A 24,051-nucleotide genomic window follows, 5' to 3' on the forward strand; every position below is an offset into this window, starting at 1 on the left:
TCTGGAGAGTGAGCTGATCCATGACGTGACTACTGGAAGTCGAAGGCGCTGAAGCCTGTCACCATCTCATCCAACCCAAGCGGCCTTGTTACCGGCGGTTCTGCACGGGAAAGGCAGCCCTGACGCTCGCAGAGCCGACAGGCGCGGCCAATCGGAAGCGGGGTCTCCAGTGACGCCCTGCTCAGCGCCTGGCCGTAGATGGTTTGGCCAACGAATGAAAGATCACAGCCCAACAGGATGGCTGTGCGGCGAGGCCGGGCGTCAAAACCAGCGTGGGGGCCGTCGACGGTGCGCGAGATCGTGAGAAACCTTTCACCATCGGGCATTTCTGCTGCTTCTGGAAGGATACGACCGGGTTCGGCGAAGGCCGCAAAGGCTGCGAGCTTCGGGCATGCGCCGCCGAAGCGGGCATGCGGAAAGCCTTCCGCGCCCATGCGCCTGATGCGATTGCCGGCGTTATCGACCTCCAGCAGGAAGAAGGGGATGCCGCTTGCCCCTTCGCGCGCAAGGGTGGTGAGGCGTGTCGCCGCCTGTTCGAATGAGACGCGGAAGCGGGCAGCGAGGACATCGATGTCATAGCGCTGGCGCTCGGCCGCGTTGAGAAACGCCGCATAGGGCATCATCAGCGCATGGGCTGCGTAGCGCGCCAGCTCGAAGCGAGCGAGACGCCGGGCCTCATCCGACGACAGCTTGAGAGCGTCGATTTCGGCTGCGATCGCTGCGCGCATGCGGATGAGTGAAGCTTCGATTGCGAGCTCGCGCAGCTGGTCGGCCGGAGATAGCCGTTCGGAAAGAAAGAGCCGATGGGAATGCCGATCATAGCGGCGGCGCCAGTTCGGCATGACCGAGACAGGCAGCACGCGCACCGCAATGCCGTGCTCCTGTTGGAGCCAGTTCTTTAGCGCAGCGGCCAGGTCGTCGCCCGCATTCAGCACCTTGTGGAAGGCATCCGCCTCTTCCTCCAGCGAAGCGAAATGGAATGGCCGGGATTCCAGCACGTCGCGCACTTCATTCGCGGGAAGACGTGGCGCGGCCACCGTGCCACCGCCCGAAGCCATGACGTCAGACAGGTCCGTCAGGCGCTCGGCCTGCTCGCGGTAGGCGCGGTAGAGCTTTACAAGAGCTGCCGCCGCGTTAGGCGTTGCTTCGGCAAGTTCGACCAGCTCGTGTTCGCCGGGAAGTTCACCGGAGAGTAACGGATCGGCAAAAACCTCACGCAGCGACGCCAGAGAAGCAGTCCCCTCGCCATAAAGTTCCTCCGGATCCACCTTGTAGACGGAGGCGAGCTTCAAAATCAGCTGTACTGTGAGCGGGCGCTGGTTGCGCTCGATCAGGTTGAGATACGACGGCGAGATACCCAAGCCATCCGCCATGGAGGTCTGGGTGAGCCCCTTCGAAATCCTGATGCGGCGGATGCGGGCACCCGCAAAAATCTTCTGCGTGCTCATCTCTCACACGATCCCAGCTTCAGGCTCCATTTTTTACATTTTTTACAATTTGACAAGAGTGGTTTGACAGGACGCGACAGGGCAACTCGAAACCTGGCTCTAAAAGGCGGATTGTAGCTGACGAAGGAAACCGCGCGCGGTAAATCCTGTTACAAGATCTACCGAGCCAAGACGCCATGACAGTGTTTTACAGGCTGAGCCGGAAGCAACCATTGGCGCCTTGAAGGCAACAGAACACGGAGCAGGAGAACCATGATGCCGCGAACCCACGTCAAGGAACGTGCTGAAGAGCAGACGATGACCATGGACCAAGATCAGCAGGCGGCTGTCCGCACGCTCGCCAACGAGCTGCATCGCCTGAACCAGTCTGTCATGAAGGCCGTCGAGATGGGGCTTACGGTGGAGCTGGTCCGCTCTTCTCGCTTCCACGGCGGTGAAGGCAGCTGGGGTGACCTCCTGGTCCCGGTGTTCGTGACCAAGGGCCCCTCGGCTCACTGACCTTTTTTAGAAGCCGGTAGCCATAGTGCTCGGCGGGATCGACGCAAAAAGCCGCCCGGGGGCGGCTCTCTTAATCAGGCCTTACCTGAAGGCTCTACCCGATCAGTCCTTGCGCGTCGGCAGTTCGGAGATGCCGCCATTGGCTGCGGACCATTCCAGCGGAGCCTTGAGGAAGGCTTCCGCCTGCTCGAGCTGGCCGGGGAACAGTCCGTCCTTGCGGCAGACCTCCAGCACATGCCACCAGGTCGACAGGTAGTGCAGCTTCATGCCAGCGGCCTGCAAACGGTCCGGCGTATCCTTGAAGATGTCGTAGTAGAACGGCGCGAAGGTGTGCTCCACCGTGGCGCCCGCGTTGCGGATGGCCTCGGCAAACTTGATCTTGCTGCCGCCGTCCGTCGTCAGGTCTTCCACCAGAAGAACGCGAGCGCCTTCCTTCAGATCGCCCTCGATCTGGGCGTTGCGGCCAAAGCCCTTCGGCTTCTTGCGGATGTAGAGCATGGGCAGGCCCATGCGGTCCGCGATCCAGGCAGCGTAGGGAATGCCTGCGGTCTCACCACCGGCGATCGCGTCGAACTGCTCGAAGCCTGCGTCGCGAAGAATGACCGAGACGCCGAAATCAATGATCGCCGAGCGAACGCGCGGGTAGGAGATGATCTTGCGGCAGTCGGTGTAGACCGGGCTGCGCAGACCAGAGGTGAACGTGTACGGCTCGTTCGCCCGAATGTGGACGGCGCCGATTTCCAGCAGCATCCGTGCGACGGTTTCGGCGATCAGCGCCTTGTCCGGAAAGGTGTTGGCGAACATGGAAGTCTCCCGTGCCTGGAATTGCCTTTAATTGCTTTCTTCAACCGACCAGTGGATCGGGAACATCGGATCAAAGATCGTGATCTCGTCTTCCCCAGCCAGGATCTTCGACGGCAGCGCTTCGACCGGCACGTCGTGACGGACCAGCGTGATGCGCTTCTCGTTCACTGGCAGGCGGTAGAATGCCGGACCGTTCAGCGAAGCGAAAGCCTCGAGCCGATCAAGCGCATTCTCCTGCTCGAACACCTCTGCAAGGCAGGCGACCGTGTTCGGCGCATTGAAGACGCCAGCGCAGCCGCAGGCGCATTCCTTCAGCGGATCGACGTGCGGCGCGGAGTCGGTGCCGAGGAAGAATGTCCCCTCGCCCGAAGTCGCAGCGGCGCGCAGCGCCAGGCGGTGCTTCTCGCGCTTGGCCACCGGCAGGCAGTAGTAGTGCGGGCGAATGCCACCGACAAGGATCGCGTTGCGATTGATGATCAGGTGGTGCGGCGTGATGCTGCCAGCGATCGCACCATTCTGCGCGCGCACGAAATCCACGCCGTCGCTGGTCGTGACGTGCTCCATCACGATGCGCAGCTCGGGGATACGCTTGCGCAGCGGCGCCAGAACGCGCTCGATGAACACGGCCTCGCGGTCGAAGATATCCACTTCCGGATCAGTCACTTCGCCGTGCACGCAAAGCGTCATGCCGATCTCGGCCATGCGCTCCAGGATGGGCATGACCTTCTCGATGTCGCGCACGCCCCCGTGGGAGTTGGTCGTCGCGCCAGCCGGGTAGAGCTTCACGGCGGTGACCAGACCATCCCGGAAGCCCGCGGCGATGTCGTCAGCCGAGCTTGCCTCGGTGAGGTAAAGCGTCATCAGCGGCTTGAAGCTGCTGCCTTCAGGCAGTGCCGCAAGGATACGCTCGCGGTAGGCAGCCGCGTCGGCCGTGGTCACGACCGGCGGGACAAGGTTTGGCATGATGATGGCGCGGCCAAAATGGGCGGTAAAGGGCGCCACGGCCTTCAGCACGGTGCCATCACGAAGGTGCAGATGCCAGTCGTCGGGCTGGCGAATAGTGATCGTTTTCATGAGGCCAAACACATAGCCGGATTCCGCTGACACGCAAGGAGAAAGCAGATCTCCGCCCTTGATCTGCGTGGAAAATGCTAGGCACCCCTGTCGGTTTGCGGCATCCTCCTTCGTCTATCCAGTGAAAGGGATGTCTCAGATGCTCTACGCAATTCTTTGCTACCACAATGAAGACGTCGTCACTTCCTGGTCGAAGGAGGAGGACGATGCGGTTCTGGCCAAGCGCAGCAAGGTCACGAACGAGCTGGCAGCGCGCGGCAAGATGGGCCCGGCGATCCGGCTCATGCCCACTTCGGCTGCAACGACCATCCGCGGCGACGTGGTGCTCGACGGTCCCTTCGCCGAGACGAAGGAGCAGTTGCTTGGCTTCTACATCCTCGAAGGCGACAACCTGGATGAGGTGATCGAAGCGGCCAAGCGTATCAAGGAGGGCGAGAACTGCACCTTCGAGATCCGGCCCATCAGCATTTTCAAGCAGGGCGTCGTTGAGGCGGAGCTGGAAGCAACATCATGAGTGACATCGCCTGGATCGAGAGAACGCTTACGGGTGCAAGGCCGCAGGTTGTGAGCGCGTTGCTGCGGTACTTCCGGGATCTCGACCGGGCGGAAGAAGCGTTTCAGGAAGCCTGCCTCAGGGCATTGCGAACCTGGCCGGACAAGGGGCCGCCACGCGACCCTGCGGCATGGCTGATCTTTGTCGGCCGCAACGCCGTTCTCGACACGGTTCGGCGCGACAGCCGAAACACCCAATTGCCTGACGATGCAGCGATTTCAGATCTGGATGACGCGGAAACGCAGATGTCGGACCGGCTCGACAATGCGCATTACCGGGACGACATTCTCCGGCTGATGTTCATCTGCTGCCATCCGGACCTACCCGCGACCCAGCAGATTGCGCTTGCGCTGCGCATCGTCTCTGGGTTGTCGGTGAAGGAGATCGCGGCGGCATTCCTCGTCAACGAGAAGGCGATGGAACAGCGGATCACGCGCGCCAAGCGCCGCGTCATGGATGCCGACGTGCCGTTCGAGGCCCCCGGCCCTGCCGAGCGGGCGGAGCGCGTTGGCGCGGTGGCGGCGATGATCTACCTGCTCTTCAACGAGGGATATTCAGCAAGCGGCGGTGAGGTACATCTGCGCGCGCCGCTCTGCGAAGAACCAATACGGCTCGCACGCCTGTTGCTGCGGCTCTATCCTTCCGAGCCAGAGATCATGGGGCTGCTCGCGCTGATGCTGCTGCAGCACGCACGCACACCAAGCCGCCTCGATGCCGAGGGAAACATCGTTCTTCTGGAAAACCAGGACCGCACTCGCTGGAACCGCGAACAGATTGGCGAGGGTCTGGCGCTTATCGACAAGGCCGTGCGCCATCGCGCTCCCGGGCCCTACCAGATCCAGGCAGCAATAGCCGCCCTGCATGATCAGGCGCCCAATGCCGAGGCAACGGACTGGACGCAGATCAGCCTCCTCTATCTGACGCTTGAGCGCATGACGCCCTCGCCTGTCATCACGCTCAACCGGGCGGTCGCCGTTTTCAAGGCATCCGGCGCAAAACAGGCGCTGGAGCTGGTGAAACCGCTCGAAGACAGGCTCGGCAGTTATTTCTATTTTCATGGCGTCCATGGTGCGCTGCTCAAGGAGCTTGGGCAGGTGGATGAAGCGCGGCAGGCATTCAACAAGGCGATCTCGCTCGCGCGAACGCCAGCAGAAGCCGCCCACATCCGCCAGCAGCTCGACGCACTCGCAGGCCCAATGAAGGCCGCGCAATAGCGAAAACTTTCCTCGGCTATGTCGGCTAGCGGCAGAGATATTCGTCCTGAGTGAGATCCAACAATGGAGGGAGAAAGATGTCAGTCGTTCAAGTTGCACCGGGCGAAACCGGAGAAGTTCGTGGCGGGGTGATCGCCTATCTGCAAGTCGACGGGGCTGTCAAAGCTGCGGACTACTACGCCCGCGCCTTCGGCGCTCGCGAGGTTGCCCGTGCGCCGCTCGACGAGAAGGGCCGCACCATGCACCTGCACCTCTACATCAACGAGGGATCGTTGATGCTCTGCGATGTCTATGAAGAGCACGGCCATCCGCTGGAAAAGCCGGGCGGCATGACCCTCACCCTCAACGTTACAGATCCGGACATGTGGTGGGAACGCGCAACAAAGGCCGAAGGCACCGTTGTCGAGGTCGAGTTGCAGGAGATGTTCTGGGGTTCGCGTTGGGGCCAGGTGCGTGATCCGTTCGGCTTCAGCTGGGCGATTACAGGTTAAGCAACGCATTCGCACAGGTTAAGGGTTCGGCTGCCCATCTGCACCGGACCGGATTGGAACTCGTCCACAAGGCACTGCACAAGATCGGTGCAGTGCCTTCTTCTGGATGAGGCCATACCCCAAGTTTATGACCCTATAGCCTTTACCTCCGATCCTTCCGCCCTATCCTTCTATGGTCCGGTCAGTTAAGACGCGGAAGAGCGCGGCTTGTAGCCAGCATTTCAGTCCGAACTATTGAAGGGAGCACTATATGGCACAGGCACAGAGCGGAGATATTGTACGCGTTCACTATCGCGGCACACTATCGGACGGCACAGAATTTGATTCGTCCCGCGGCCGTGAGCCACTAGAATTCCAGGTCGGCAGCGGCCAGGTGATCCCAGGCTTCGAACGTCAGGTGGAAGGCATGGCGGTCGGCGAGACTTCCGTCGTGACCATCCCGGCCGACGAGGCCTATGGCCAGCGCGACGAGCGCCAGATCCAGGAAATCCCGCGGAACGCCATGCCCGAAGACCTGATCCTCGAAGTTGGCGCAGGGCTCACTGCAACGACGCGCGATGGCAAGGAGATCCCGCTTACAGTGGTGGCGCTCACCGACGATACCGTGACGGTGGACGGCAACCATCCTTTGGCTGGACGCGACCTCACGTTCGAGCTTGAACTCGTCGAGATCGTTGCTTCGCCGAACAAATCCGGCTTCGGGGTTTAAGCGCCCACGAACTTCAGAAGGGCTGAGTGGCCAGCGTGAGGAAACTCGCCACGGCCACGCAGCTCTTTTTGTTTCAGCCGAGATACTGGCTGGCAAATTCCGGCGATGGCTCTATCGGAGTGATTACGTCGATCAGGATTCCGTTTGGGTCCGCGGTAATGAAGTGGCGCTGCCCGAAAGGTTCGTCTTTCAACTCAAGCAGCATGGGCAGCCCTGCCCCCTTGAGACGCTCATACTCGCCGTCAACGTTCTCAACCTCAAAGTTCAGGATCAGCGCGTTTGTCCTGCCGCGCGCGCTGGCCGGAATTGTCTCGTGGCTGCCGTCCAGGATCGCCAGATTGACGTTCTCATTCACTTCGGACTGAAGATGCACGTACCAGTCGCTCGTGAAGCGAGGCGCAAACCGGAAGTGCTTTTGCCAGAACTCTGCCGTGCCCTGCACATCGGCTGTCATGATGACGGGGTAGTAGCTGGTGATCTTCACGGCACTTCCCTTTCCTTCAAAACAAATATACAATCTGCATGTTTGTTCTTATTAACATACAGGCTGCATGTATGCAACAAGGAAGCACCCGCCGAACCAACCGCGAGCGGTCAGATGAAAGCAAGGCCCGGCTTATGGCGGCTGCCCGGACGCTCTTCATTGAAAAAGGATATGCGGAAACCAGCACGCCAGAGATCGTGGCGGCAGCGGGGCTTACGCGCGGCGCCCTCTATCATCACTTCACCGACAAGCAGGCGCTGTTTCGCGCCGTTGTCGAACAGGAGTCCGCAACCGTCGCTGCGGAAATAGAGGCAGGCGCTTCCAACGAGACGCCCTCAGCCATCGATGCGCTGATGGAGGGGAGCCGCGCCTACTTCGATGCCATGATAAGACCCGGGCGGGCAAAGCTCCTGCTGCTTGAAGGTCCTGCCGTCCTTGGCCGAAAATCAATGGACGAGATCGACGCCGAGCACGGCGCCCGTACGTTGCTTGAAGGCCTGACTGAAGCGCTGGCTGAGACTAATCGGCAGGGCCTGCCGCTAGGGCCCCTGTCGGAGATGCTCAGTGCAGCCTTTGATCGCGCTGCTCTTGCGATATCCGAAGGCGCCGATCCCCGCCCCTATCAGGAGGGTATCGAGGCGCTTCTCTCAGGGCTGATCCGTCAAAGCTAACAGCGCCACGCTTACAGGAAAATCCGGTCGCCCTGCTCGTCGATAATCTGCATGCCCTTGCGGATTGCTACGTCGGCCGCCGCGTCCTCGGACTGGAAGCGGTCTGCACGGATGAAGCGATGCTCCTTCACCACGCCGTCCACTTCCTTAGAGATGACGCCGCAGGTCTGGAACTGCCCGCCTTCCTTGAAAGGCGTGGCGCGGATGGAAAAGCCCTTGTGCTCGACAACCTCGCCGACCGTGCGCTCACCGCCCGAATTGTCGCTGACCTTCGAGCCGCCGCCGAACAAGCGCTTCAAGAATGACATAGCCGTGCTCCCCTTGTGATTGAGGCTCAATAGCCCAGACGTCGTCGGATGATCAATCGCTTATGCGATATGAAGTACGATCTCCCGGCGGTGCGAATGATCGCGATGCTCGAAGAGGTAGATGCCCTGCCAGGTTCCCAACAGCAGCTCTCCGTCAGCGATGGGAACTGAGAGGGACGTCTGGAGCAACGCAGCCTTGATGTGCGCTGGCATGTCGTCCGGGCCTTCCATCGTGTGCGTCACCCATTTCATCGAAGGATCGTTCGACGGAGGGATGAGCCTCTGGAAGAAGGCCTTGAGATCGCGCTGGACGTCCGGATCGGCATTCTCCTGGATCAGGAGCGAACAGGAGGTGTGGCGGACAAAGACCGTCAGAAGCGCGGTGCCAGCCCCGGACTCGCGCACGAAGCTACAGACTTCATCCGTGAACTCGTAGAGCCCCTGCCCTCTGGTGGAAATGTTCAGACGTGTCTGGCTTGCCATTCCTGCTTTCTCCCAAGCTGAAACGAAAAAAGCCGGACATGAGCCCGGCTTCTTCAGAATTTTATGGACCGCTTAGCTGTCCAGGAACGAGCGCAGCTTGCGGCTGCGGCTCGGGTGCTTCAGCTTGCGCAGCGCCTTCGCCTCGATCTGGCGGATACGTTCGCGCGTCACCGAGAACTGCTGACCCACTTCCTCAAGGGTGTGGTCGGTGTTCATGCCGATGCCGAAGCGCATGCGCAGCACACGCTCTTCACGCGGCGTCAGCGAAGCCAGAACGCGCGTGGTGGTCTCGCGCAGGTTCGCCTGGATCGCAGCGTCGATCGGCAGGATCGCCATCTTGTCCTCGATGAAATCGCCGAGATGTGAATCTTCCTCGTCGCCCACAGGCGTTTCGAGGGAGATCGGCTCCTTGGCGATCTTCAGGACCTTGCGGACCTTTTCGAGCGGCATAGCCAGCTTCTCTGCCAGCTCTTCCGGGGTCGGCTCGCGGCCGATCTCGTGCAGCATCTGGCGCGACGTGCGGACGATCTTGTTGATCGTCTCTATCATGTGCACCGGAATACGGATGGTGCGGGCCTGATCAGCGATCGAACGGGTGATAGCCTGACGAATCCACCAGGTCGCGTAGGTCGAGAACTTGTAACCGCGACGGTACTCGAACTTGTCGACTGCCTTCATCAGGCCGATATTGCCTTCCTGGATAAGATCGAGGAACTGCAGGCCACGGTTCGTGTACTTCTTGGCGATCGAGATGACGAGGCGGAGGTTGGCTTCCACCATCTCCTTCTTCGCGATCGCAGCCTCGCGCTCGCCCTTCTGGACCTGATTCACGATGCGGCGGAACTCGCCGATCGAGATACCAGTTTCCTGGGCGAGGTTCTGGATCTCGGCCCGCAGGTCCTCGATCGCGCGGAGTTCACGCTCGACAAACTGCTTCCAGCCGCGCTCCGGCAGCTCGGATACCATCTTGGCCCAGTTCGGGTGAAGCTCGGAGCCCTGATAGGCGCGCAGGAAATCCTCACGGCGAACGCCGTGCTTGTCAGCCAGACGCAGCAGCTTGCCTTCGTTCTGAACAAGGCGCTTGTTGATGTCGTAGAGCTGCTCGACCAGCGTTTCGATACGCTGATTGTTGAGCGACAGCGACTTCACGGACTTGATCAGCTCGTCCTTGAGCTGCTTGGCGCGGAACTGCTGGGCGGTCGACAGGTCGTTGTCGCCATCGGCAAGACGGCTCTCGACCTGCTGATCCTGGAACTTGCGCAGCTTGGCGTAGGTCTCGGCGATGAAGTCGAGGGTCTCCATGACGCTGGGCTTGAGCTCAGCTTCCATGGCTGCGAGCGACAGGTTTGCCTCGTCCTCGTCTTCCTCTTCTTCTTCCTCACGCATTTCGCCGCCGACGTTGGTGACGTCGTCGTCATCGGAACGGCGGGCGCGGCCCGACTTCTCAGGCGCAGCCGGCTTCTCGTCCTCTTCAGGACGGGTGATCATCGGAGCCTGGCGGGCTTCCGGACCTGCATAGGTAGCTTCGAGATCGATGATCTCGCGCAGCAGGATCTTGCCTTCGTTGAGCTCGTCGCGCCAGATGATCAGAGCCTGGAAGGTCAGCGGGCTTTCGCAAAGCCCGGCGATCATCGTCTCGCGACCAGCCTCAATGCGCTTGGCGATGGCGATTTCGCCTTCGCGCGACAGAAGCTCGACGGAACCCATTTCGCGCAGGTACATGCGGACCGGATCGTCCGTACGATCGGTCGGTTCCTTCTTCTGCGTAACGGCAACGGCGGTTCCGGTGGCGTCAGCAAGCTCGGTGCCCGTCTCGTCGTCGTCAGAGGAGTCAGCGTCTTCGCCGGCCTCTTCATCTTCGACAACGTTGATGCCCATGTCAGACAACATGGCCATCGTGTCCTCGATCTGCTCGGAAGACACTTCACCGGATGGAAGAACTGCGTTGAGCTCATCCATGGTCACATAGCCGCGCTTCTTGGCGACCTTGATCATTTTCTTGACTGCGTCATCAGAAAGGTCCAGCAGCGGGCTATCCTCGCGCTCGGTCTCGACCTCTTCCTTTTCCTTTGTCGCCATGCCTTGTAATCTCCTACCGGCCGAGCCGGACAGTCTCACTGGATGCGCGCAGCCGAGTCGCGCATGTGTAGCCTCTACCGCGGTCCCGTAAACGCACGATTAACCTTGTCATCTAATGCGAAGTTTCGAACCGTCCATGTCTTGTGATATGGGTTTCTTCTACATTTTCGAGCGAGCAGCGCTCCGACAGCGTTCGAATCAAACTTGATTCCTTCATTCGCGACCAAGGTCAAGCTGCTCTGACATGATTCGGTACAAAAAAGCGAATCAATCTGCCGCATTGCACTTAGCTACGACCGCCCGGAAACACGCCCAGACGCTATACCAAAGCCATCGATCAGGGCGTTGGTGGCGTCGATATTATGCAGTTCAGCCTGAATTTCTGCCAGGTGGCGGGCATCCTCTTCGGTCCAGACCTCGGCCACGGCCATTTCAGCCTCTGCTGCTCTCAGCTCTCTATGTAGAGAGCGAACGCGTCTATGCAAGTGCAGCAGCTGCGTGAACGCCTCTCGCGCATCTTCAAGCGCGGCATTTTGCAACGCGGGCCACATGTATGCGGCCTTAACCCGCAATTCCGCATCAGCCCAGATAGTGCCGAGCCCAGCTTCTTCAATAGCGCCGATCAGTTTTTCGCGCGTGAGGGCCGGATCGAAGGCGAACTGGTCCAGAATGATGCGCCTCAGCAACACCAGATCATTGCTGGTTAACTCCAGCGGCTCCACCGCGTCAAAATGCTCCTCGATCAACATAGGGTGGTTGACGAGCGTCACGACGATGGTTGCCTCACGCAGCGGCATCGCGGCACCTGCGCTCGCCCTCACCAGCGAGGAACGCGCAAGACTCTGCGAAACGGGCATTCGTCCCGATGCTGCCCCCGGACGCGCGCCGTGACGACCGCCACCGCGACCGCCACCGAACTGGCCTCCCCGCTCGGCATTCCGACCCTGCGGCTTGGGCGAGCCGAAAAAGCTCTGCATCCGGTCGCGCATTTCCTGCGCATAGTGGCGGCGGACGTTCTCGTCCTTGATCTGGTTGGTGAGGTTGCGCAGCCGCTCCTCAAGCTCGGCGCGGCGCTCCGGCGTGTCATAGGAGGAACCGGAGGTTTCGCGCATCCAGATGAGATCGGCGAGCGGGAGCGCCTGAGACATGATCGCATCGAAGGGCTGACGTCCGCCCTCCTTTACGATGTCGTCCGGGTCCTTGCCGTCCGGAAGCAGCGCGAAGCGGACGGTCCGCCCGGGCTGAACGGAAGGAAGCACAAGATCGGCCGCACGCCAGGCAGCACGCAGGCCCGCATTATCACCATCGAAGCAGAGGATCGGCTCCTGCGAGACGCGCCAGAGCAGTTCCAGCTGGTTTTCAGTGAGGGCCGTTCCAAGCGGGGCGACTGCCGTGTCGATGCCAGCCTGAGCCAGGGCGATGACGTCCATATAGCCTTCGACGACGATCAGGCCTGCGTCCTTGGCGTTCTTGCGTGCACGGCCAAGGTTGTAGAGCACGTTGCCCTTGTGGAAGAGCTCGGTATCGGGCGAGTTCAGGTACTTGGCCGGAACGTCAGACGACATGGCGCGGCCGCCAAAGGCGATCACGCGGCCACGGGTATCCTCGATCGGGAACATGATGCGACCGCGGAAACGGTCGAACGCCACCGGGATATCCGGACCCGTGTAGATCAGGCCGCAGGCATCCATCTGCTCCAGCGTCACGCCCTTGGAGGCCAGATGCTCTCTAAGTGCGTTGCGTGAATCCGGCGCAAAGCCGATGCGGAACGTCTGCTGGGTGACCGACGTAATCCCGCGCCCGCGCAGGTACGCCCTCGCCTCCGCCCCTACAGCCTCCTGCAGGCAGTTCTGGAAGAAGCGCGCGGCCATTTCCATGACGTCGGTGAGGCTTGCGCGGGCCTGTTCCTTGCGCTCGGCCTCGGGGTCGCGCGCAGGCATGGAAATGCCCGCCATCTCGGCCACGATTTCGACAGCCTCAGGGAAAGCAATCCCATCGAGTTCCGCAAGAAAGCGGAAATGGTCACCGGAAACGCCGCAGCCAAAGCAATGGTAGCGGCCCTTGCGGTCTTCGCAGTGGAAGCTCGGCGATTTTTCGCCGTGGAAGGGGCAGCAGGCCCAGTAGTCGCCACGGGCGGCATTGGTCTTGCGCTTGTCAAACGAAACCCTTGTGCCAACCACCTGGGAGATGGGCACCCGGTCACGGATTTCATCGAGGAAACTTTGGGAAAAGCGCATGGTCAAGGCTTTCTCACGAACCACACCCTAAAGCAAACGCCGCTCACCTAAAGATGCACGCGAGTCACAAGAGCGGTGGGAAGCGGGCTATATTCTACCCGCTATTCCCGTTGTTCACAGCTTGTGGAAAAGGAGGTGCGGCGTATTTCCGGCACCTGCCGGGCGTCAGCGCAGAAGATCGCGGACCACACCGCTAGCCTTGCTGAAGTCCATGCGGCCCGGGAACTTTTCCTTGAGCGCGTTCATGCACTTGCCCATGTCGCGCAGGCCTTCGGCACCTACTTCCTTGACGACCTCGGCGCATGCCTGACGCATGTCCTGCTCGTCCAGCGGCTTGGGCAGGAACTCCATGATGATGGCAATTTCCTGCAGTTCCTCTTCGGCCAGCTCCGCCCGAGCATTCTCCTGGTAGATGCGCGCCGATTCGTTGCGCTGCTTCACCATGCGCGTCAGTATTTCGAGGATGTCCTCGTCGTTTACCGGGTCCTTGCCCGCGCCGCGATGCGCGATGTCCCGGTCCTTGATGGCAGCCTGGATGAGCCGAAGCGTCGACGTCCGGCGCTTGTCCTGGTTCTTGAGTGCACTCACCAGTGCCTGAGCGATTTTCTCGCGGATTTGCATTTCAGTTCTCCAAAGCGGAACGGACACATAATCCGGAATTGGCAAATTCGATAGATGCTGCCGTTAAACAGAGTGGATTGATCAACGCGTCAATTCATGCCGGTTGTGCACCGCGTCAATTGACCACGCGTGCTGTCTCAACTATTGTCCGCCACCTGCAAGCATATTAACTAACAGAAACGCTGGCTGGTTGCGGGCCGCGCTACCTTTACGCGCACGTGAATCATGGTAGACACCGCACCTGATCGTTACGGCTGCCTCTGTAAGATGGAGATTTTATATGACAACTGCAAGCGGCCCTTGGATCGCTCCCAAGGTCACGGCTCTTCTTGTGCTGGCAGATGGGACGGTCATCGAGGGTACGGGGCTTGGCGCCACGGGAAGCGCCGTCGGTGAAGTGTGCTTCAACACAGCGCTGACCGGCTATGAAGAAATCCTGACTGACCCCTCCTACAGCGGGCAGATTGTCACCTTCACCTTCCCGCATATCGGCAATGTCGGCGCAAATGAGGAAGATATCGAGGATCTGCACCCGGCGGCCCGAGCAGGTGCCGTTGGCGCGATCTTCCGCGCAGATGTGACGGAACCTTCGAACTACCGCGCAGCAGAGCACCTCGACGCCTGGCTGAAGCGCCGTGGCGTCGTTGCCCTGTCCGGCATCGACACTCGCGCGCTCACCGTGCTCATCCGTGAAAAGGGTGCGCCGAACGCCGTGATCGCCCATTCGCCGGACGGCAAGTTCGATATCGAAGACCTGAAGAAGCAGGCTCGCGAGTGGAGCGGCCTTCTCGGTCTCGACCTCGCCAAGGAAGTCACCTCCGGCCAGTCCATGGTCTGGAGCGAGACGCCTTGGGTCTGGAACGAAGGTCATGGCGAAGCTACCGAACAGCCGTATCACGTTGTTGCCGTCGACTACGGTGTGAAGCGCAACATCCTGCGACTGCTCGCCGGTCTCGGCGCGAAGGTGACTGTCGTTCCGGCCACCTCCACCGCTGAAGACATTCTGGCGCTCAACCCCGACGGCGTGTTCCTGTCCAACGGTCCTGGCGACCCGGCTGCCACCGGCGAATACGCCGTGCCGATGATCAAGGACGTTCTGAAGGCCGACATCCCGCTCTTCGGCATCTGCCTCGGCCACCAGCTGCTTGGCATCGCCCTCGGCGGCAAGACGCTGAAGATGGACCAGGGCCATCGCGGCGCGAACCATCCGGTCAAGGATTTCACCACCGGCAAGGTGGAGATCGTGTCCATGAACCACGGCTTCGCGGTGGACGCCAAGTCGCTGCCGGAAGGCGTGAAGGAAACCCACGTGTCGCTCTTCGACGGTTCGAACTGCGGCTTGACGGTTGTTGGCAAGCCGGTGTTCTCGGTGCAGCATCACCCGGAAGCTTCGCCCGGTCCGCAGGACTCGCACTACCTGTTCCGGCGCTTCATCAACCTCATCCGTGAGCGCAAGGGCGAACCGGCTCTCGCCGAGTAGTTCCTGAGACCAGTTTTATCGAACGAGATGGCGGGCATTTGCCCGCCTTTTTCGTCTGAACGGCAGCCCGAACAGCTTGGCAATCAGATAGGCCAGCAACGCCCCTGCCCCGGTCCAGACCGCACCATGAGGCGTGACGGGAACGGCGGGCTCAAAATCGCGCAGAGTGCCGTCGAGCAGGCGTTGATCCGGACCATAAGCAATAGCCACCGGCCTCAGTAGCGGCGGCAGCGTCTCGAACTCCTTCGCCTGAAGTGACAGGCGGTCGAGACGCCGGATCGCCGTTTCCATCGAGACGCCGCGATCTTTCAGGAACGGCTCCTGCGCGCGACGGTGAACGTCGAGCGCCTGCTCGCGGTTCAGGTTGTTGCGTGTGGCATCCGCGTCAAAGTCGGCGATGACGACCGCGAGCTCTTCAATCGCACCGCCAAGCCGCTGGCGGTACTGCTGCGCAAACTCAGGCGCCTGCGAGGCCAGCACCGCACCGGCGCAAACGGTCAGCAATGTCAGTATACGCCCCGGCCTCATCTGCGATCAGATGTCGCCGCTGAAGGTATCGCAGCTATCTTCGTCACCGGACTGGTAGCCTTTCAGGAACCAGCGTTTGCGCTGTGCAGACGTGCCATGATTAAAGCTTTCCGGCACGACATAGCCCTGCGAACGCTTCTGCAGCGTGTCGTCGCCGATCTGGAAAGCGGCATTCAGTGCCTCATCAAGGTCACCCGCTTCTAGCAGACCCTTCTGGTCCGTATGGTTGGCCCAGACGCCTGCATAGCAGTCGGCCTGAAGCTCGACGCGCACCGACATGGCGTTGGCATCCGCCTGGTTCATGCGCTGGCGCGCCTGGTTGAATTTCGGGAGCACGCCCGTGAGGTTCTGAACATGGTGGCCAACTTCATGGGCGATGACATAGGCCTGGGCGAAGTCGCCGGAAGCGCCGAAGCGGTTGGCAAGTTCATCGAAGAAGTCGAGGTCGATGTAGACCTGCTTGTCGCCGGGGCAATAGAACGGGCCGCTCGCAGCGGATGCAAAGCCGCAGGCTGACTGGACCTGACCGGAGAAGACCACCATGCGCGGCTCCTGGTACTGGACGCCAGCAGCCTGGAAGACGCCGTTCCAGACGTCCTCCGTCTCCGCCAGCACAACGCTTACGAACTGCATGGCCTCGTCATTGGCGGCCGTGCGTTCCGTCCGGCTGGTGGTGGTCGTGGTTGGAGAACCCGTGAGGATCTCCATAGGGTCGATACCCAGCGCGCGCGCGCCGATGAAAAGCACCGCAATTATGATGATGGTGGAGATTCCGCCACCGCCGCGACCTATCGGTAGACGAACTGGGATGCCCCGGTTCATGCCGGGAATGCCTCCCCCGCGCCCCCGCTGGTCGCTAACGTTGCTGCTTTCCCGACGGCCTCTCCAACGCATGAAGTTCCTCGCAGTTTATGGAAATGGGGCTCATGTTAACCAGATAGGCTAGTTGAAGTTCCCAGCAATGTCATTGACCGAAATGGTTCATCCTCTTCTGTCACCTTGTGGCAGGAGCCAATCATCCTGCCGAGCATCCTGCTTCAAAATGACGCAAAATTGATATATGCAGACCAGCCGCTGTCGGGGATGGGGCGACAGATCCGTCTTTCAGGCACTGCAAACACACGAGGTGGCCATGAACAGGACAGCACCTGCGAGTAGCTTTGTTTCCGAGTCAGCAGCGTTTCCGTTCGCCATAACCGCGCGCGGTCTCGTCAAGCATTTCGGCGCGGTGAAGGCGCTCGACGGCATCGATCTCGACGTGCCACGCGGCATGATCTTCGCCGTGCTGGGGCCGAACGGTGCCGGCAAGACCACCCTGATCCGCACGCTGGCGACACTCACCAAGGCGGACGCCGGGATAGCAAACCTGATGGGGCACGACCTCGCCACGGATCCCCAAGGGGTGCGCAGCGAAATCGCGCTCACCGGGCAATTCGCATCGCTGGATGAGGACCTTACCGGACGCGACAATCTCATCATGCTTGCGCGGCTCTGGGGCTTCAAAGGTCGTGCGGCCAAGGACCGGGCAGATGAGCTACTCGCTGCCTTCGACCTTTCCGACGCGGCGAAGAAGCAGGTGAAATCCTATTCCGGCGGCATGCGGCGCAGGCTCGACATCGCCGCCTCGCTGGTCGTCACGCCCGGCGTCCTGTTCCTTGATGAGCCGACCACCGGACTTGATCCAACCGCCCGTCAGGGCGTGTGGCGCATGATCCGCGAGTTGGCGGCCGCCGGTGTCACGATCCTGCTCACCACGCAATATCTGGACGAGGCGGATCAGCTGGCAGCCCGTATCGCTGTTATCGACAAGGGTCGGAAGATTGCGGAAGGCACCAGTCGCGAGCTCAAGGCCCAGATCGGGTCCGGCTATCTCCATGTCGCTCCGGCCAATCCGCTCGATCTCGAAAAGGCAGCCGCCCTGCTCGAGCAGAGGCTCGGCAACAACGTCCACCGCAATGCGGAAGGCGGACAGCTTTCCGTCATCGCCGCATCCCCGCACGATGCCAACGAAGCGCTGACGGCGCTGATCGACGCAGGAATCGAGCTCACGGACTTCTCCATGGGTTCGCCCAGCCTCGACGAGGTCTTCTTCGCGTTGACCGGAAATGCAGATCCAGACAGCACGAGGGAGGCTGCACAATGAGCGAGATCACCGCCAATACGATCAAGGTCGCCCGCCCGCCCCAGCCTTCGGCGTTTTCCAATGCGCTCGTGTTCGGGTGGCGTGCAATCCTGAAGTTCCGCCATGTACCGGAGCAGATGTTTGACCTGGTAATGACGCCAATCATGTTCACGCTGCTGTTCACATTCGTGTTCGGCGGTGCTCTGGCTGGTTCGCCGGGCGGATATCTGCAGTTCCTGCTGCCCGGCATCCTGGTGCAGACGGTGGTGTTCAACTCCGTCTACTCGGGAATGGGGCTGTCGACTGACCTTTCCAAGGGCCTGTTCGAACGGTTCCGGTCGCTGCCGATCTGGTCGCTGGCACCCTTTGCGGGCCTGATGGTGGGTGATGTACTGCGCCACTTCATTGCCGGGCTCATCATTCTCACCATCGGCCTCATTCTCGGCTACCGTCCGGAAGGCGGGACTGTCGGTGTTGCCGGTGCATTTCTCCTGCTGTTCACCATCGGATTTGGTGTGGGCTGGATCTTCCTCGTTCTGGGCCTTCTCATCCGCTCGCCCATGACGGTGATGACCTTCGGCTTCACTCTCATCATGCCGCTCACCTTCGCATCGAACATCATGGTGCGGCCGGAGACCATGCCGGGGTGGCTTGAAGCCTTCGTGGTGCGCAATCCGGTCACCCACATGGCAACCGCCATCCGCGGCCTGATGAACGGCACGGCCACGATGCCCGACGTGCTGCTTGCGCTGGCGGCGCCCTTGGTTCTGACGCTCGTTCTTTCGCCGGTCACGCTGTGGCTCTACCGGCGCGGCAACTGATCAATGCGGTGTACGCGCAGCAAACGGAACCTGCCGTAGTCACCGGCAGGTTCCTCGACCACGCCGGAAGGAAGCTTCGGTGGCTGAGCATTCTTCGGATAAGCGATGAACCCACTCTTTCCAGACAGGGCGGATTCCAGTTCTTCCGGTCTCAGCTGACGCGCGGCGTTTTCACTATAGAAGCTCGCCGAAAAGGGCCTGCTTTGCAGGAAGTACAGGGTTTCGCCTGACTGCCGCCGTCCGAGATAAGCGACGGAAACCGCCTTGGCTGTTGCCCCATCCAGAAGATGCGGGAAAAACATGGCGCCCGCCCCTGCCCCCACCGTCAGAGCGAACATGATCGCAAGTCCGCCCGCCACCCAAAGCTCTGCCCGGCGCGACCGTGCGGCAAGCCATCCGCCCATGAACAGGCTTGCAGCCGGCAATGACGGCAGCGCATAGGTCCAGATGATATTACGCGAGGCGGTGAAGAAGACGAGCGGCATCAACGCCCAGAGCAGCGTATAGCGCACCCAGGAGCGATCCCTCGCCTCGACCTGTTTACCGCGCGATTCCCATTTGACGACGAGGAAGGTAAACGGCCACGGCAAGAATGCGATGAGGGCAAACAGCCAGATTGTACCAAGGGGGAAATTGTGGGCGCGGCCATAAAGGTCACCCGTCCAGCCCGGCTCCACAAAGCGTTTGAAGTGCTCGCCGATGAGGAAATAATCGAGGAAGCCCGGCGTCTTCTGTTCGGCAAACCAATACCAGGGAAGCACGAGAACCGCGACCAACAGGATACCTGAGATCCAGGGGATGCCAGTCAGCACGGTTTTCCAACGTCGTTCCAGCAGTATCCAGAGGCTGATCGGCAGGCCTGCAAGCACCAGCACGAGCGGTCCCTTGGCGAGCAGCCCTATGGCGAGGCCAACGAAGAAGATCAGGCTGCCATTGCTTCGCGCGCTGCTCGTGGAACCGTGGATGCCCGTCCAGAAACCATAAAGGGCAGCTGTTGTACCTAGCACGAGCGCCATGTCAGTCATCACGGCACCTGAGGAGACGAGGAAGAGGGCCGAGCCCGCCAGTACTGAAATAGCGAGCACTGCCGTCCGCCTTCCCTCCTGGCGCAGGGCCATATCCCATACCAGGAAGCCGATAAACAGGGCGCAGAGAAAATGTGGAATTCGCGCGGAAAACTCCGATACTCCGAAAGAAAACAAGGTTGCCGCGGTCAGCCAGAACGAGAGCGGTGGTTTACCCCAGAAGGGTAAATTGTCGTCTGCCCAGGGGGTTATCCAGTCGCCAAGAACGACCATCTTTCTGGCTATCTCGGCATAGCGGGCTTCAGTGGTGTCCATGAGCGGCAAAACCGCCATGGAAACCAACCGCGCAAGCACCAGAAGAATGATCAACAAGACGAGAGTACGCGCAGCCTGATGCTGCGCAGAAAAGAGCTTCATCTTATCCAGCCCAAATCCGCAGAACCGACGTTATTCAGTTCTGCATCCCCAAGTTATATTATGATATCAAGTAATCATATTAATTAATAAGAACGCTTGTTAAATGCACATGCATTAACAGCGCTATTTATTGCAAACTCTACAGAATAATCAAGTATAGAAAAAAACGGGCGGCGGTGCTTTCGCACCACCGCCCGTTTCTAAGGCATCCAACCAGCTTTTTATCTCAAGCTACCAGATCATTGTCCGGTCGCAGTTCCCGACGGAGAACCGGGTCCCACTTTGCCTGGAACTACTATTTCACGAAGTAGCTCTGCAACGGACGAACCTCGAGGTTACCGGCCTTCAACGCGGCGATTGCCTGAACAACTGCATCGCAGCCGGCCATCGTCGTGTAGTACGGCACCTTCTGCATCAGCGTTGCACGGCGCAAGGACTTGGAGTCCGAAACCGCCTTCTGGCCGTCCGTCGTGTTGAACACGATCTGAACCTGACGGTTGCGGATGGCGTCCTCGATATGCGGACGGCCTTCCAGCACCTTGTTGACCTTCTCGGCCTCAACGCCATTCTCACGCAGGAAGCGCGCGGTACCGCTCGTTGCCATGACCTTGAAGCCAAGCTCAGCGAGCTTGCGGACGGCCGGCAGAACGCGCGGCTTGTCCTCATCGCGAACGGCGACGAACAGCGCGCCCGAGAGCGGCAGGTCCACACCAGCGCCGAGCTGCGCCTTCGCAAAGGCCAGAGCGTAGTCGTGGTCCAGACCCATGACCTCGCCGGTCGACTTCATCTCAGGTCCAAGCAGCGTGTCGACGCCCGGGAAGCGGGCGAACGGGAACACGGCTTCCTTGACCGCAATGTGGCCGAGTTTGCTGATGTCAGGCAGCTGGCCATAGGTGCCAAACGTTTCCTGCAGGCTCTCGCCTGCCATGACGCGGGCCGCAATCTTGGCGATCGGGCGTCCGATGGTCTTCGCCACGAAGGGCACCGTACGGGAGGCGCGTGGGTTGACCTCCAGCACGTAGATCTCACCGTCCTTGACGGCGTACTGCACGTTCATCAGGCCGCCAACGTTGAGGGCCTTCGCCAGCGCCTTCGTCTGACGCTCGACCTCAGCGATGATTTCGCGGGGCAGAGAATGTTCCGGAAGCGAGCAGGCAGAGTCGCCGGAGTGGATACCAGCTTCCTCGATGTGCTCCATGATGCCGCAGACATAGGACTCGTTGCCGTCCGACAGGCAGTCCACATCGAGCTCGATCGCTTCGGACAGGTAGGTGTCGAACAGAAGCGGGTTCTTCGAGAGCAGCGTGTTGATCTGGCCGGTCTTGTCGGCCGGGTACTTCTGGCGGATCTCTTCGGGAACCAGGCCCGGCACCGTGTCGAGCAGGTAGCTCTGCAGGCGGGCATCGTCATGGATGATCTGCATGGCGCGGCCACCCAGAACGTAGGACGGACGCACGACCAGCGGGAAGCCGAGTTCGGCCGCAACGACGCGAGCCTGCTCGACCGAGTAGGCGATACCGTTCTTCGGCTGTTTGAGGCCAAGCTTGATGAGAAGCTTCTGGAAGCGGTCACGGTCTTCGGCAAGGTCGATTGCGTCCGGCGAGGTGCCGAGGATCGGAATGCCCTCACGCTCCAGCGCGTCGGCAAGCTTCAGCGGGGTCTGGCCACCGAACTGCACGATCACGCCGACGAGCTCGCCCTTGGCCTTCTCGGCGCGCAGGATTTCCAGCACGTCCTCTTCGGTCAGCGGCTCGAAGTACAACCGGTCGGAGGTGTCGTAGTCGGTCGACACGGTTTCCGGGTTGCAGTTGATCATGATGGATTCATAACCAGCTTCGGCCAGCGCGAAGGCAGCATGGCAGCAGCAGTAGTCGAACTCGATGCCCTGGCCGATACGGTTCGGGCCACCGCCGAGGATGACGACCTTCTTGCGATCCGAAACGTGTGCTTCGTCTGCCAGCTGGCCAGCAAAGGGCGTCTCGTAGGTCGAGTACATGTAGGCTGTGGGCGAAGCGAACTCGGCAGCGCAGGTGTCGATGCGCTTGTAGACCGGGTGAACGTCCAGCTTCTCACGCAGCTTGCGGACGCTGTGAGCGTCGGCACCGGTGAGCGAAGCAAGGCGCTGATCCGAGAAGCCCATGCCCTTCAGCATGCGCAGGTTGTAGGCGTCCTGCGGCAGGCCATTGTCACGAATGCGCTTTTCCATCTCGATGATGCCGGCGATCTGCTCGAGGAACCACGGGTCGATGTGGCACATCGAGTGGACCTCTTCCTGCGAAACGCCAAGGCGGAGCGCCTGCGCGACCATGCGCAGACGGTTCGGCGTCGGCGTGCCGAGGGCGGCGCGGATCGCGTTCTTGTTCTCGGAAGCGTCGCCAGCAGCGTCGTAGCCCGGGATCTCGATGTCATCGAGGCCGTTCAGGCCGGTCTCAAGTCCGCGCAGCGCCTTCTGAAGCGATTCAGCAAAGGTACGGCCGATTGCCATCACCTCGCCGACCGACTTCATGGCGGTCGTCAGCGTGTTGTCGGTGCCCGGGAACTTCTCGAACGCAAAGCGCGGGATCTTGGTGACGACATAGTCGATCGACGGCTCGAAGGAAGCCGGCGTTGCGCCACCGGTAATCTCGTTCTCAAGCTCGTCGAGCGTGTAGCCGATGGCGAGCTTGGCCGCCACGCGGGCGATCGGAAAGCCCGTTGCCTTGGAAGCAAGCGCCGACGAACGCGACACGCGCGGGTTCATCTCGATGACGACCAGGCGGCCGTCAGCCGGGTTCACAGCAAACTGAACGTTCGATCCGCCGGTCTCCACACCGATCTCGCGCAGCACCGCGATCGATGCGTTACGCATGATCTGGTACTCCTTGTCGGTGAGGGTAAGCGCGGGTGCAACGGTGATCGAGTCGCCCGTGTGAACGCCCATCGGATCGAGGTTCTCGATCGAGCAGATGATGATGCAGTTGTCCGCGCGGTCGCGGACCACTTCCATCTCGTATTCCTTCCAGCCTAGCACCGATTCTTCGATGAGCACTTCGGTGGTGGGCGATGCGTCGAGTCCACGCTCGACGATCTCGAAGAACTCGGAGCGGTTGTAGGCGATGCCGCCACCGGTGCCGCCAAGCGTAAAGGACGGACGGATGATGGCCGGCAGGCCGACGTGCTCGATGCCCTGTGCAGCCAATGCCAATGCATGTGCCATGTAGCGCTGCTTGCGATCCCCCTCGCCGCGCTGCCACTCAGCTTCCAATGCATCAAGTGCGGCGTCGAGTTCCGCGCCGCTCAGCTTGCTACGCAGCTCCTCACGCTCGGCGTCGTGCTTCCGGCGATCCGCTTCCTTCACTTCCGTAGCATTCGCCAAGACGGAGCGCGGCGTCTCAAGGCCGATGCGAGCCATGGCCTCGCGGAACAGGGCGCGGTCTTCAGCCATGTCGATGGCCTCGGCGTTGGCGCCGATCATCTCGACGTTATAACGCTCCAGCACACCCATGCGACGCAGCGAGAGAGCGGTGTTGAGCGCGGTCTGGCCACCCATGGTGGGCAGAATCGCGTCCGGGCGCTCCTTGGCGATGATCTTGGCAACGACTTCCGGCGTGATCGGCTCGATGTAGGTCGCATCGGCCAATTCCGGATCGGTCATGATGGTGGCCGGATTGGAATTGACAAGGATGACGCGGTAGCCCTCTTCCTTCAGCGCCTTTACGGCCTGGGTGCCGGAGTAGTCGAACTCGCAGGCCTGGCCGATGACGATGGGGCCGGCCCCGATTATCAGGATCGACTTAAGGTCGGTACGTTTGGGCATTTCTTTAGCGTCCGTTAGTGGCTCAGGCGAAAACACCTCACCGAAAAAGGGAGGAGCCGCCGGGAGCGAATTCGTATGGGGGCTAAGCGAGCCTTATAGGCAATGGAGGTTCCGTTAGGAACCCCGAAAATAGCGGTGTAATGCCGCTTTTTGTTGGATAACCAAACATATGTGAAGGCCCCAAGGGC

22 protein-coding genes are annotated in these 24,051 nt (G+C 60.8%); 9 read left to right on the forward strand and 13 right to left on the reverse strand.

The genetic code is table 11. The annotated features are described in order from the left end of the window. Window positions 1–29: 29 nt before the first annotated feature. Complete coding sequence (locus IEX27_RS12565; protein ID WP_188721403.1) at window positions 30–1,448, reverse strand: helix-turn-helix domain-containing protein; 1,419 nt, start codon at window positions 1,446–1,448, stop codon at window positions 30–32. A 252-nt stretch (window positions 1,449–1,700) separates the two neighbouring features. Here IEX27_RS12565 and IEX27_RS12570 point away from each other — a divergent pair, with 252 nt between their 5' ends. After that, window positions 1,701–1,946, forward strand: coding sequence for an SMc00767 family acetate metabolism repressor (locus IEX27_RS12570; protein WP_188721404.1), 246 nt, complete (start codon window positions 1,701–1,703; stop codon window positions 1,944–1,946). 102 nt (window positions 1,947–2,048) lie between these two features. Here IEX27_RS12570 and IEX27_RS12575 read toward each other — a convergent pair whose 3' ends face one another. Both IEX27_RS12575 and pyrC read right to left on the reverse strand, forming a co-directional pair. Further along, the gene (locus IEX27_RS12575; RefSeq protein WP_188721405.1) at window positions 2,049–2,750 is read right to left on the reverse strand and encodes an orotate phosphoribosyltransferase; all 702 of its coding nucleotides are present in this window, start codon (window positions 2,748–2,750) and stop codon (window positions 2,049–2,051) included. A 27-nt stretch (window positions 2,751–2,777) separates the two neighbouring features. Beyond that, window positions 2,778–3,824: a dihydroorotase gene (gene pyrC, locus IEX27_RS12580; RefSeq protein WP_188721406.1), complete on the reverse strand. Its 1,047-nt coding sequence runs from the start codon at window positions 3,822–3,824 to the stop codon at window positions 2,778–2,780. 139 nt (window positions 3,825–3,963) lie between these two features. Between pyrC and IEX27_RS12585 the strand changes: the two genes are divergently transcribed. From IEX27_RS12585 to IEX27_RS12600, 4 genes are all read left to right on the forward strand, one after another. Then, on the forward strand, window positions 3,964–4,338 hold the full coding sequence (locus IEX27_RS12585; protein WP_188721407.1) for a YciI family protein: 375 nt from the start codon (window positions 3,964–3,966) through the stop codon (window positions 4,336–4,338). Next, complete coding sequence (locus IEX27_RS12590) at window positions 4,335–5,591, forward strand: RNA polymerase sigma factor (RefSeq protein WP_188721408.1); 1,257 nt, start codon at window positions 4,335–4,337, stop codon at window positions 5,589–5,591. Before IEX27_RS12585 ends, IEX27_RS12590 begins: the two co-directional genes overlap by 4 nt. Before the next feature lie 77 nt (window positions 5,592–5,668). Next, window positions 5,669–6,082 (forward strand): VOC family protein, encoded by a 414-nt coding sequence (locus IEX27_RS12595; protein WP_188721409.1) that lies wholly within the window; start codon window positions 5,669–5,671, stop codon window positions 6,080–6,082. A gap of 250 nt (window positions 6,083–6,332) precedes the next feature. Further along, window positions 6,333–6,791, forward strand: coding sequence for an FKBP-type peptidyl-prolyl cis-trans isomerase (locus IEX27_RS12600; protein WP_188721410.1), 459 nt, complete (start codon window positions 6,333–6,335; stop codon window positions 6,789–6,791). A gap of 73 nt (window positions 6,792–6,864) precedes the next feature. On the opposite strand, the gene IEX27_RS12605 is transcribed toward IEX27_RS12600, so the two are convergent. Then, window positions 6,865–7,275 (reverse strand): VOC family protein, encoded by a 411-nt coding sequence (locus tag IEX27_RS12605; protein ID WP_188721411.1) that lies wholly within the window; start codon window positions 7,273–7,275, stop codon window positions 6,865–6,867. Between the two features lie 71 nt (window positions 7,276–7,346). Between IEX27_RS12605 and IEX27_RS12610 the strand changes: the two genes are divergently transcribed. After that, the gene (locus IEX27_RS12610; protein ID WP_188721412.1) at window positions 7,347–7,946 is read left to right on the forward strand and encodes a TetR/AcrR family transcriptional regulator; all 600 of its coding nucleotides are present in this window, start codon (window positions 7,347–7,349) and stop codon (window positions 7,944–7,946) included. Between the two features lie 11 nt (window positions 7,947–7,957). Here the strand turns inward: IEX27_RS12610 and IEX27_RS12615 are convergent, their stop codons facing one another. The 5 genes from IEX27_RS12615 to IEX27_RS12635 all read right to left on the reverse strand — a co-directional run bounded on the left by IEX27_RS12615 (window position 7,958) and on the right by IEX27_RS12635 (window position 13,668). Next, on the reverse strand, window positions 7,958–8,254 hold the full coding sequence (locus IEX27_RS12615) for an HlyU family transcriptional regulator (RefSeq protein ID WP_188721413.1): 297 nt from the start codon (window positions 8,252–8,254) through the stop codon (window positions 7,958–7,960). A 60-nt stretch (window positions 8,255–8,314) separates the two neighbouring features. Further along, entirely contained in the window at window positions 8,315–8,737 is a 423-nt protein-coding gene (locus IEX27_RS12620; protein WP_188721414.1) for a secondary thiamine-phosphate synthase enzyme YjbQ, read from the reverse strand. A 72-nt stretch (window positions 8,738–8,809) separates the two neighbouring features. Next, window positions 8,810–10,816 (reverse strand): RNA polymerase sigma factor RpoD, encoded by a 2,007-nt coding sequence (gene rpoD / locus IEX27_RS12625; protein ID WP_188721415.1) that lies wholly within the window; start codon window positions 10,814–10,816, stop codon window positions 8,810–8,812. Window positions 10,817–11,106: 290 nt separating this feature from the next. Then, complete coding sequence (dnaG, locus tag IEX27_RS12630) at window positions 11,107–13,053, reverse strand: DNA primase (RefSeq protein ID WP_188721544.1); 1,947 nt, start codon at window positions 13,051–13,053, stop codon at window positions 11,107–11,109. A 165-nt stretch (window positions 13,054–13,218) separates the two neighbouring features. Beyond that, window positions 13,219–13,668 carry a GatB/YqeY domain-containing protein gene (locus IEX27_RS12635; RefSeq protein ID WP_188721545.1) on the reverse strand — a complete coding sequence of 150 codons (450 nt, stop codon included), beginning with the start codon at window positions 13,666–13,668 and terminating at the stop codon, window positions 13,219–13,221. 286 nt (window positions 13,669–13,954) lie between these two features. Here IEX27_RS12635 and carA point away from each other — a divergent pair, with 286 nt between their 5' ends. Next, window positions 13,955–15,154 (forward strand): glutamine-hydrolyzing carbamoyl-phosphate synthase small subunit, encoded by a 1,200-nt coding sequence (carA, locus tag IEX27_RS12640; RefSeq protein WP_188721416.1) that lies wholly within the window; start codon window positions 13,955–13,957, stop codon window positions 15,152–15,154. Between the two features lie 15 nt (window positions 15,155–15,169). On the opposite strand, the gene IEX27_RS12645 is transcribed toward carA, so the two are convergent. Together IEX27_RS12645 and ypfJ are read right to left on the reverse strand one after the other, a co-directional pair. After that, window positions 15,170–15,658, reverse strand: a complete 489-nt coding sequence (locus IEX27_RS12645; protein ID WP_244630356.1) for a DUF2937 family protein — start codon at window positions 15,656–15,658, stop codon at window positions 15,170–15,172. 30 nt (window positions 15,659–15,688) lie between these two features. After that, window positions 15,689–16,576 (reverse strand): KPN_02809 family neutral zinc metallopeptidase, encoded by an 888-nt coding sequence (ypfJ, locus tag IEX27_RS12650; RefSeq protein ID WP_188721418.1) that lies wholly within the window; start codon window positions 16,574–16,576, stop codon window positions 15,689–15,691. Window positions 16,577–16,814: 238 nt separating this feature from the next. Between ypfJ and IEX27_RS12655 the strand changes: the two genes are divergently transcribed. Next, on the forward strand, window positions 16,815–17,825 hold the full coding sequence (locus IEX27_RS12655) for an ATP-binding cassette domain-containing protein (RefSeq protein ID WP_188721419.1): 1,011 nt from the start codon (window positions 16,815–16,817) through the stop codon (window positions 17,823–17,825). Next, the gene (locus IEX27_RS12660) at window positions 17,822–18,625 is read left to right on the forward strand and encodes an ABC transporter permease (protein ID WP_188721420.1); all 804 of its coding nucleotides are present in this window, start codon (window positions 17,822–17,824) and stop codon (window positions 18,623–18,625) included. The genes IEX27_RS12655 and IEX27_RS12660 overlap by 4 nt, the downstream gene beginning before the upstream one ends. Here the strand turns inward: IEX27_RS12660 and IEX27_RS12665 are convergent. Both IEX27_RS12665 and carB read right to left on the reverse strand, forming a co-directional pair. Further along, window positions 18,607–20,067 carry an ArnT family glycosyltransferase gene (locus IEX27_RS12665; RefSeq protein WP_188721421.1) on the reverse strand — a complete coding sequence of 487 codons (1,461 nt, stop codon included), beginning with the start codon at window positions 20,065–20,067 and terminating at the stop codon, window positions 18,607–18,609. The genes IEX27_RS12660 and IEX27_RS12665 overlap by 19 nt on opposite strands. Window positions 20,068–20,362: 295 nt before the next feature. Next, a complete protein-coding gene (gene carB / locus IEX27_RS12670; RefSeq protein WP_188721422.1) occupies window positions 20,363–23,863 on the reverse strand; it encodes a carbamoyl-phosphate synthase large subunit in 3,501 nt (1,166 codons plus the stop codon). Between the last annotated feature and the right edge of the window lie 188 nt (window positions 23,864–24,051).

Source organism: Nitratireductor aestuarii (assembly GCF_014641695.1).
Lineage (GTDB): Bacteria > Pseudomonadota > Alphaproteobacteria > Rhizobiales > Rhizobiaceae > Chelativorans > Chelativorans aestuarii.

Excerpts from the sequence above, each read along its gene's own strand:
- IEX27_RS12565 (WP_188721403.1), bottom strand. The coding sequence starts at position 1,448 with ATGAGCACGCAGAAGATTTTTGCGGGTGCCCGCATCCGCCGCATCAGG.
- IEX27_RS12570 (WP_188721404.1), top strand. The coding sequence starts at position 1,701 with ATGATGCCGCGAACCCACGTCAAGGAACGTGCTGAAGAGCAGACGATG.
- IEX27_RS12575 (WP_188721405.1), bottom strand. The coding sequence starts at position 2,750 with ATGTTCGCCAACACCTTTCCGGACAAGGCGCTGATCGCCGAAACCGTC.
- pyrC (WP_188721406.1), bottom strand. The coding sequence starts at position 3,824 with ATGAAAACGATCACTATTCGCCAGCCCGACGACTGGCATCTGCACCTT.
- IEX27_RS12585 (WP_188721407.1), top strand. The coding sequence starts at position 3,964 with ATGCTCTACGCAATTCTTTGCTACCACAATGAAGACGTCGTCACTTCC.
- IEX27_RS12590 (WP_188721408.1), top strand. The coding sequence starts at position 4,335 with ATGAGTGACATCGCCTGGATCGAGAGAACGCTTACGGGTGCAAGGCCG.
- IEX27_RS12595 (WP_188721409.1), top strand. The coding sequence starts at position 5,669 with ATGTCAGTCGTTCAAGTTGCACCGGGCGAAACCGGAGAAGTTCGTGGC.
- IEX27_RS12600 (WP_188721410.1), top strand. The coding sequence starts at position 6,333 with ATGGCACAGGCACAGAGCGGAGATATTGTACGCGTTCACTATCGCGGC.
- IEX27_RS12610 (WP_188721412.1), top strand. The coding sequence starts at position 7,347 with ATGCAACAAGGAAGCACCCGCCGAACCAACCGCGAGCGGTCAGATGAA.
- IEX27_RS12615 (WP_188721413.1), bottom strand. The coding sequence starts at position 8,254 with ATGTCATTCTTGAAGCGCTTGTTCGGCGGCGGCTCGAAGGTCAGCGAC.
- IEX27_RS12620 (WP_188721414.1), bottom strand. The coding sequence starts at position 8,737 with ATGGCAAGCCAGACACGTCTGAACATTTCCACCAGAGGGCAGGGGCTC.
- rpoD (WP_188721415.1), bottom strand. The coding sequence starts at position 10,816 with ATGGCGACAAAGGAAAAGGAAGAGGTCGAGACCGAGCGCGAGGATAGC.
- dnaG (WP_188721544.1), bottom strand. The coding sequence starts at position 13,053 with ATGCGCTTTTCCCAAAGTTTCCTCGATGAAATCCGTGACCGGGTGCCC.
- carA (WP_188721416.1), top strand. The coding sequence starts at position 13,955 with ATGACAACTGCAAGCGGCCCTTGGATCGCTCCCAAGGTCACGGCTCTT.
- ypfJ (WP_188721418.1), bottom strand. The coding sequence starts at position 16,576 with ATGCGTTGGAGAGGCCGTCGGGAAAGCAGCAACGTTAGCGACCAGCGG.
- IEX27_RS12655 (WP_188721419.1), top strand. The coding sequence starts at position 16,815 with ATGAACAGGACAGCACCTGCGAGTAGCTTTGTTTCCGAGTCAGCAGCG.
- IEX27_RS12660 (WP_188721420.1), top strand. The coding sequence starts at position 17,822 with ATGAGCGAGATCACCGCCAATACGATCAAGGTCGCCCGCCCGCCCCAG.
- IEX27_RS12665 (WP_188721421.1), bottom strand. The coding sequence starts at position 20,067 with ATGAAGCTCTTTTCTGCGCAGCATCAGGCTGCGCGTACTCTCGTCTTG.
- carB (WP_188721422.1), bottom strand. The coding sequence starts at position 23,863 with ATGCCCAAACGTACCGACCTTAAGTCGATCCTGATAATCGGGGCCGGC.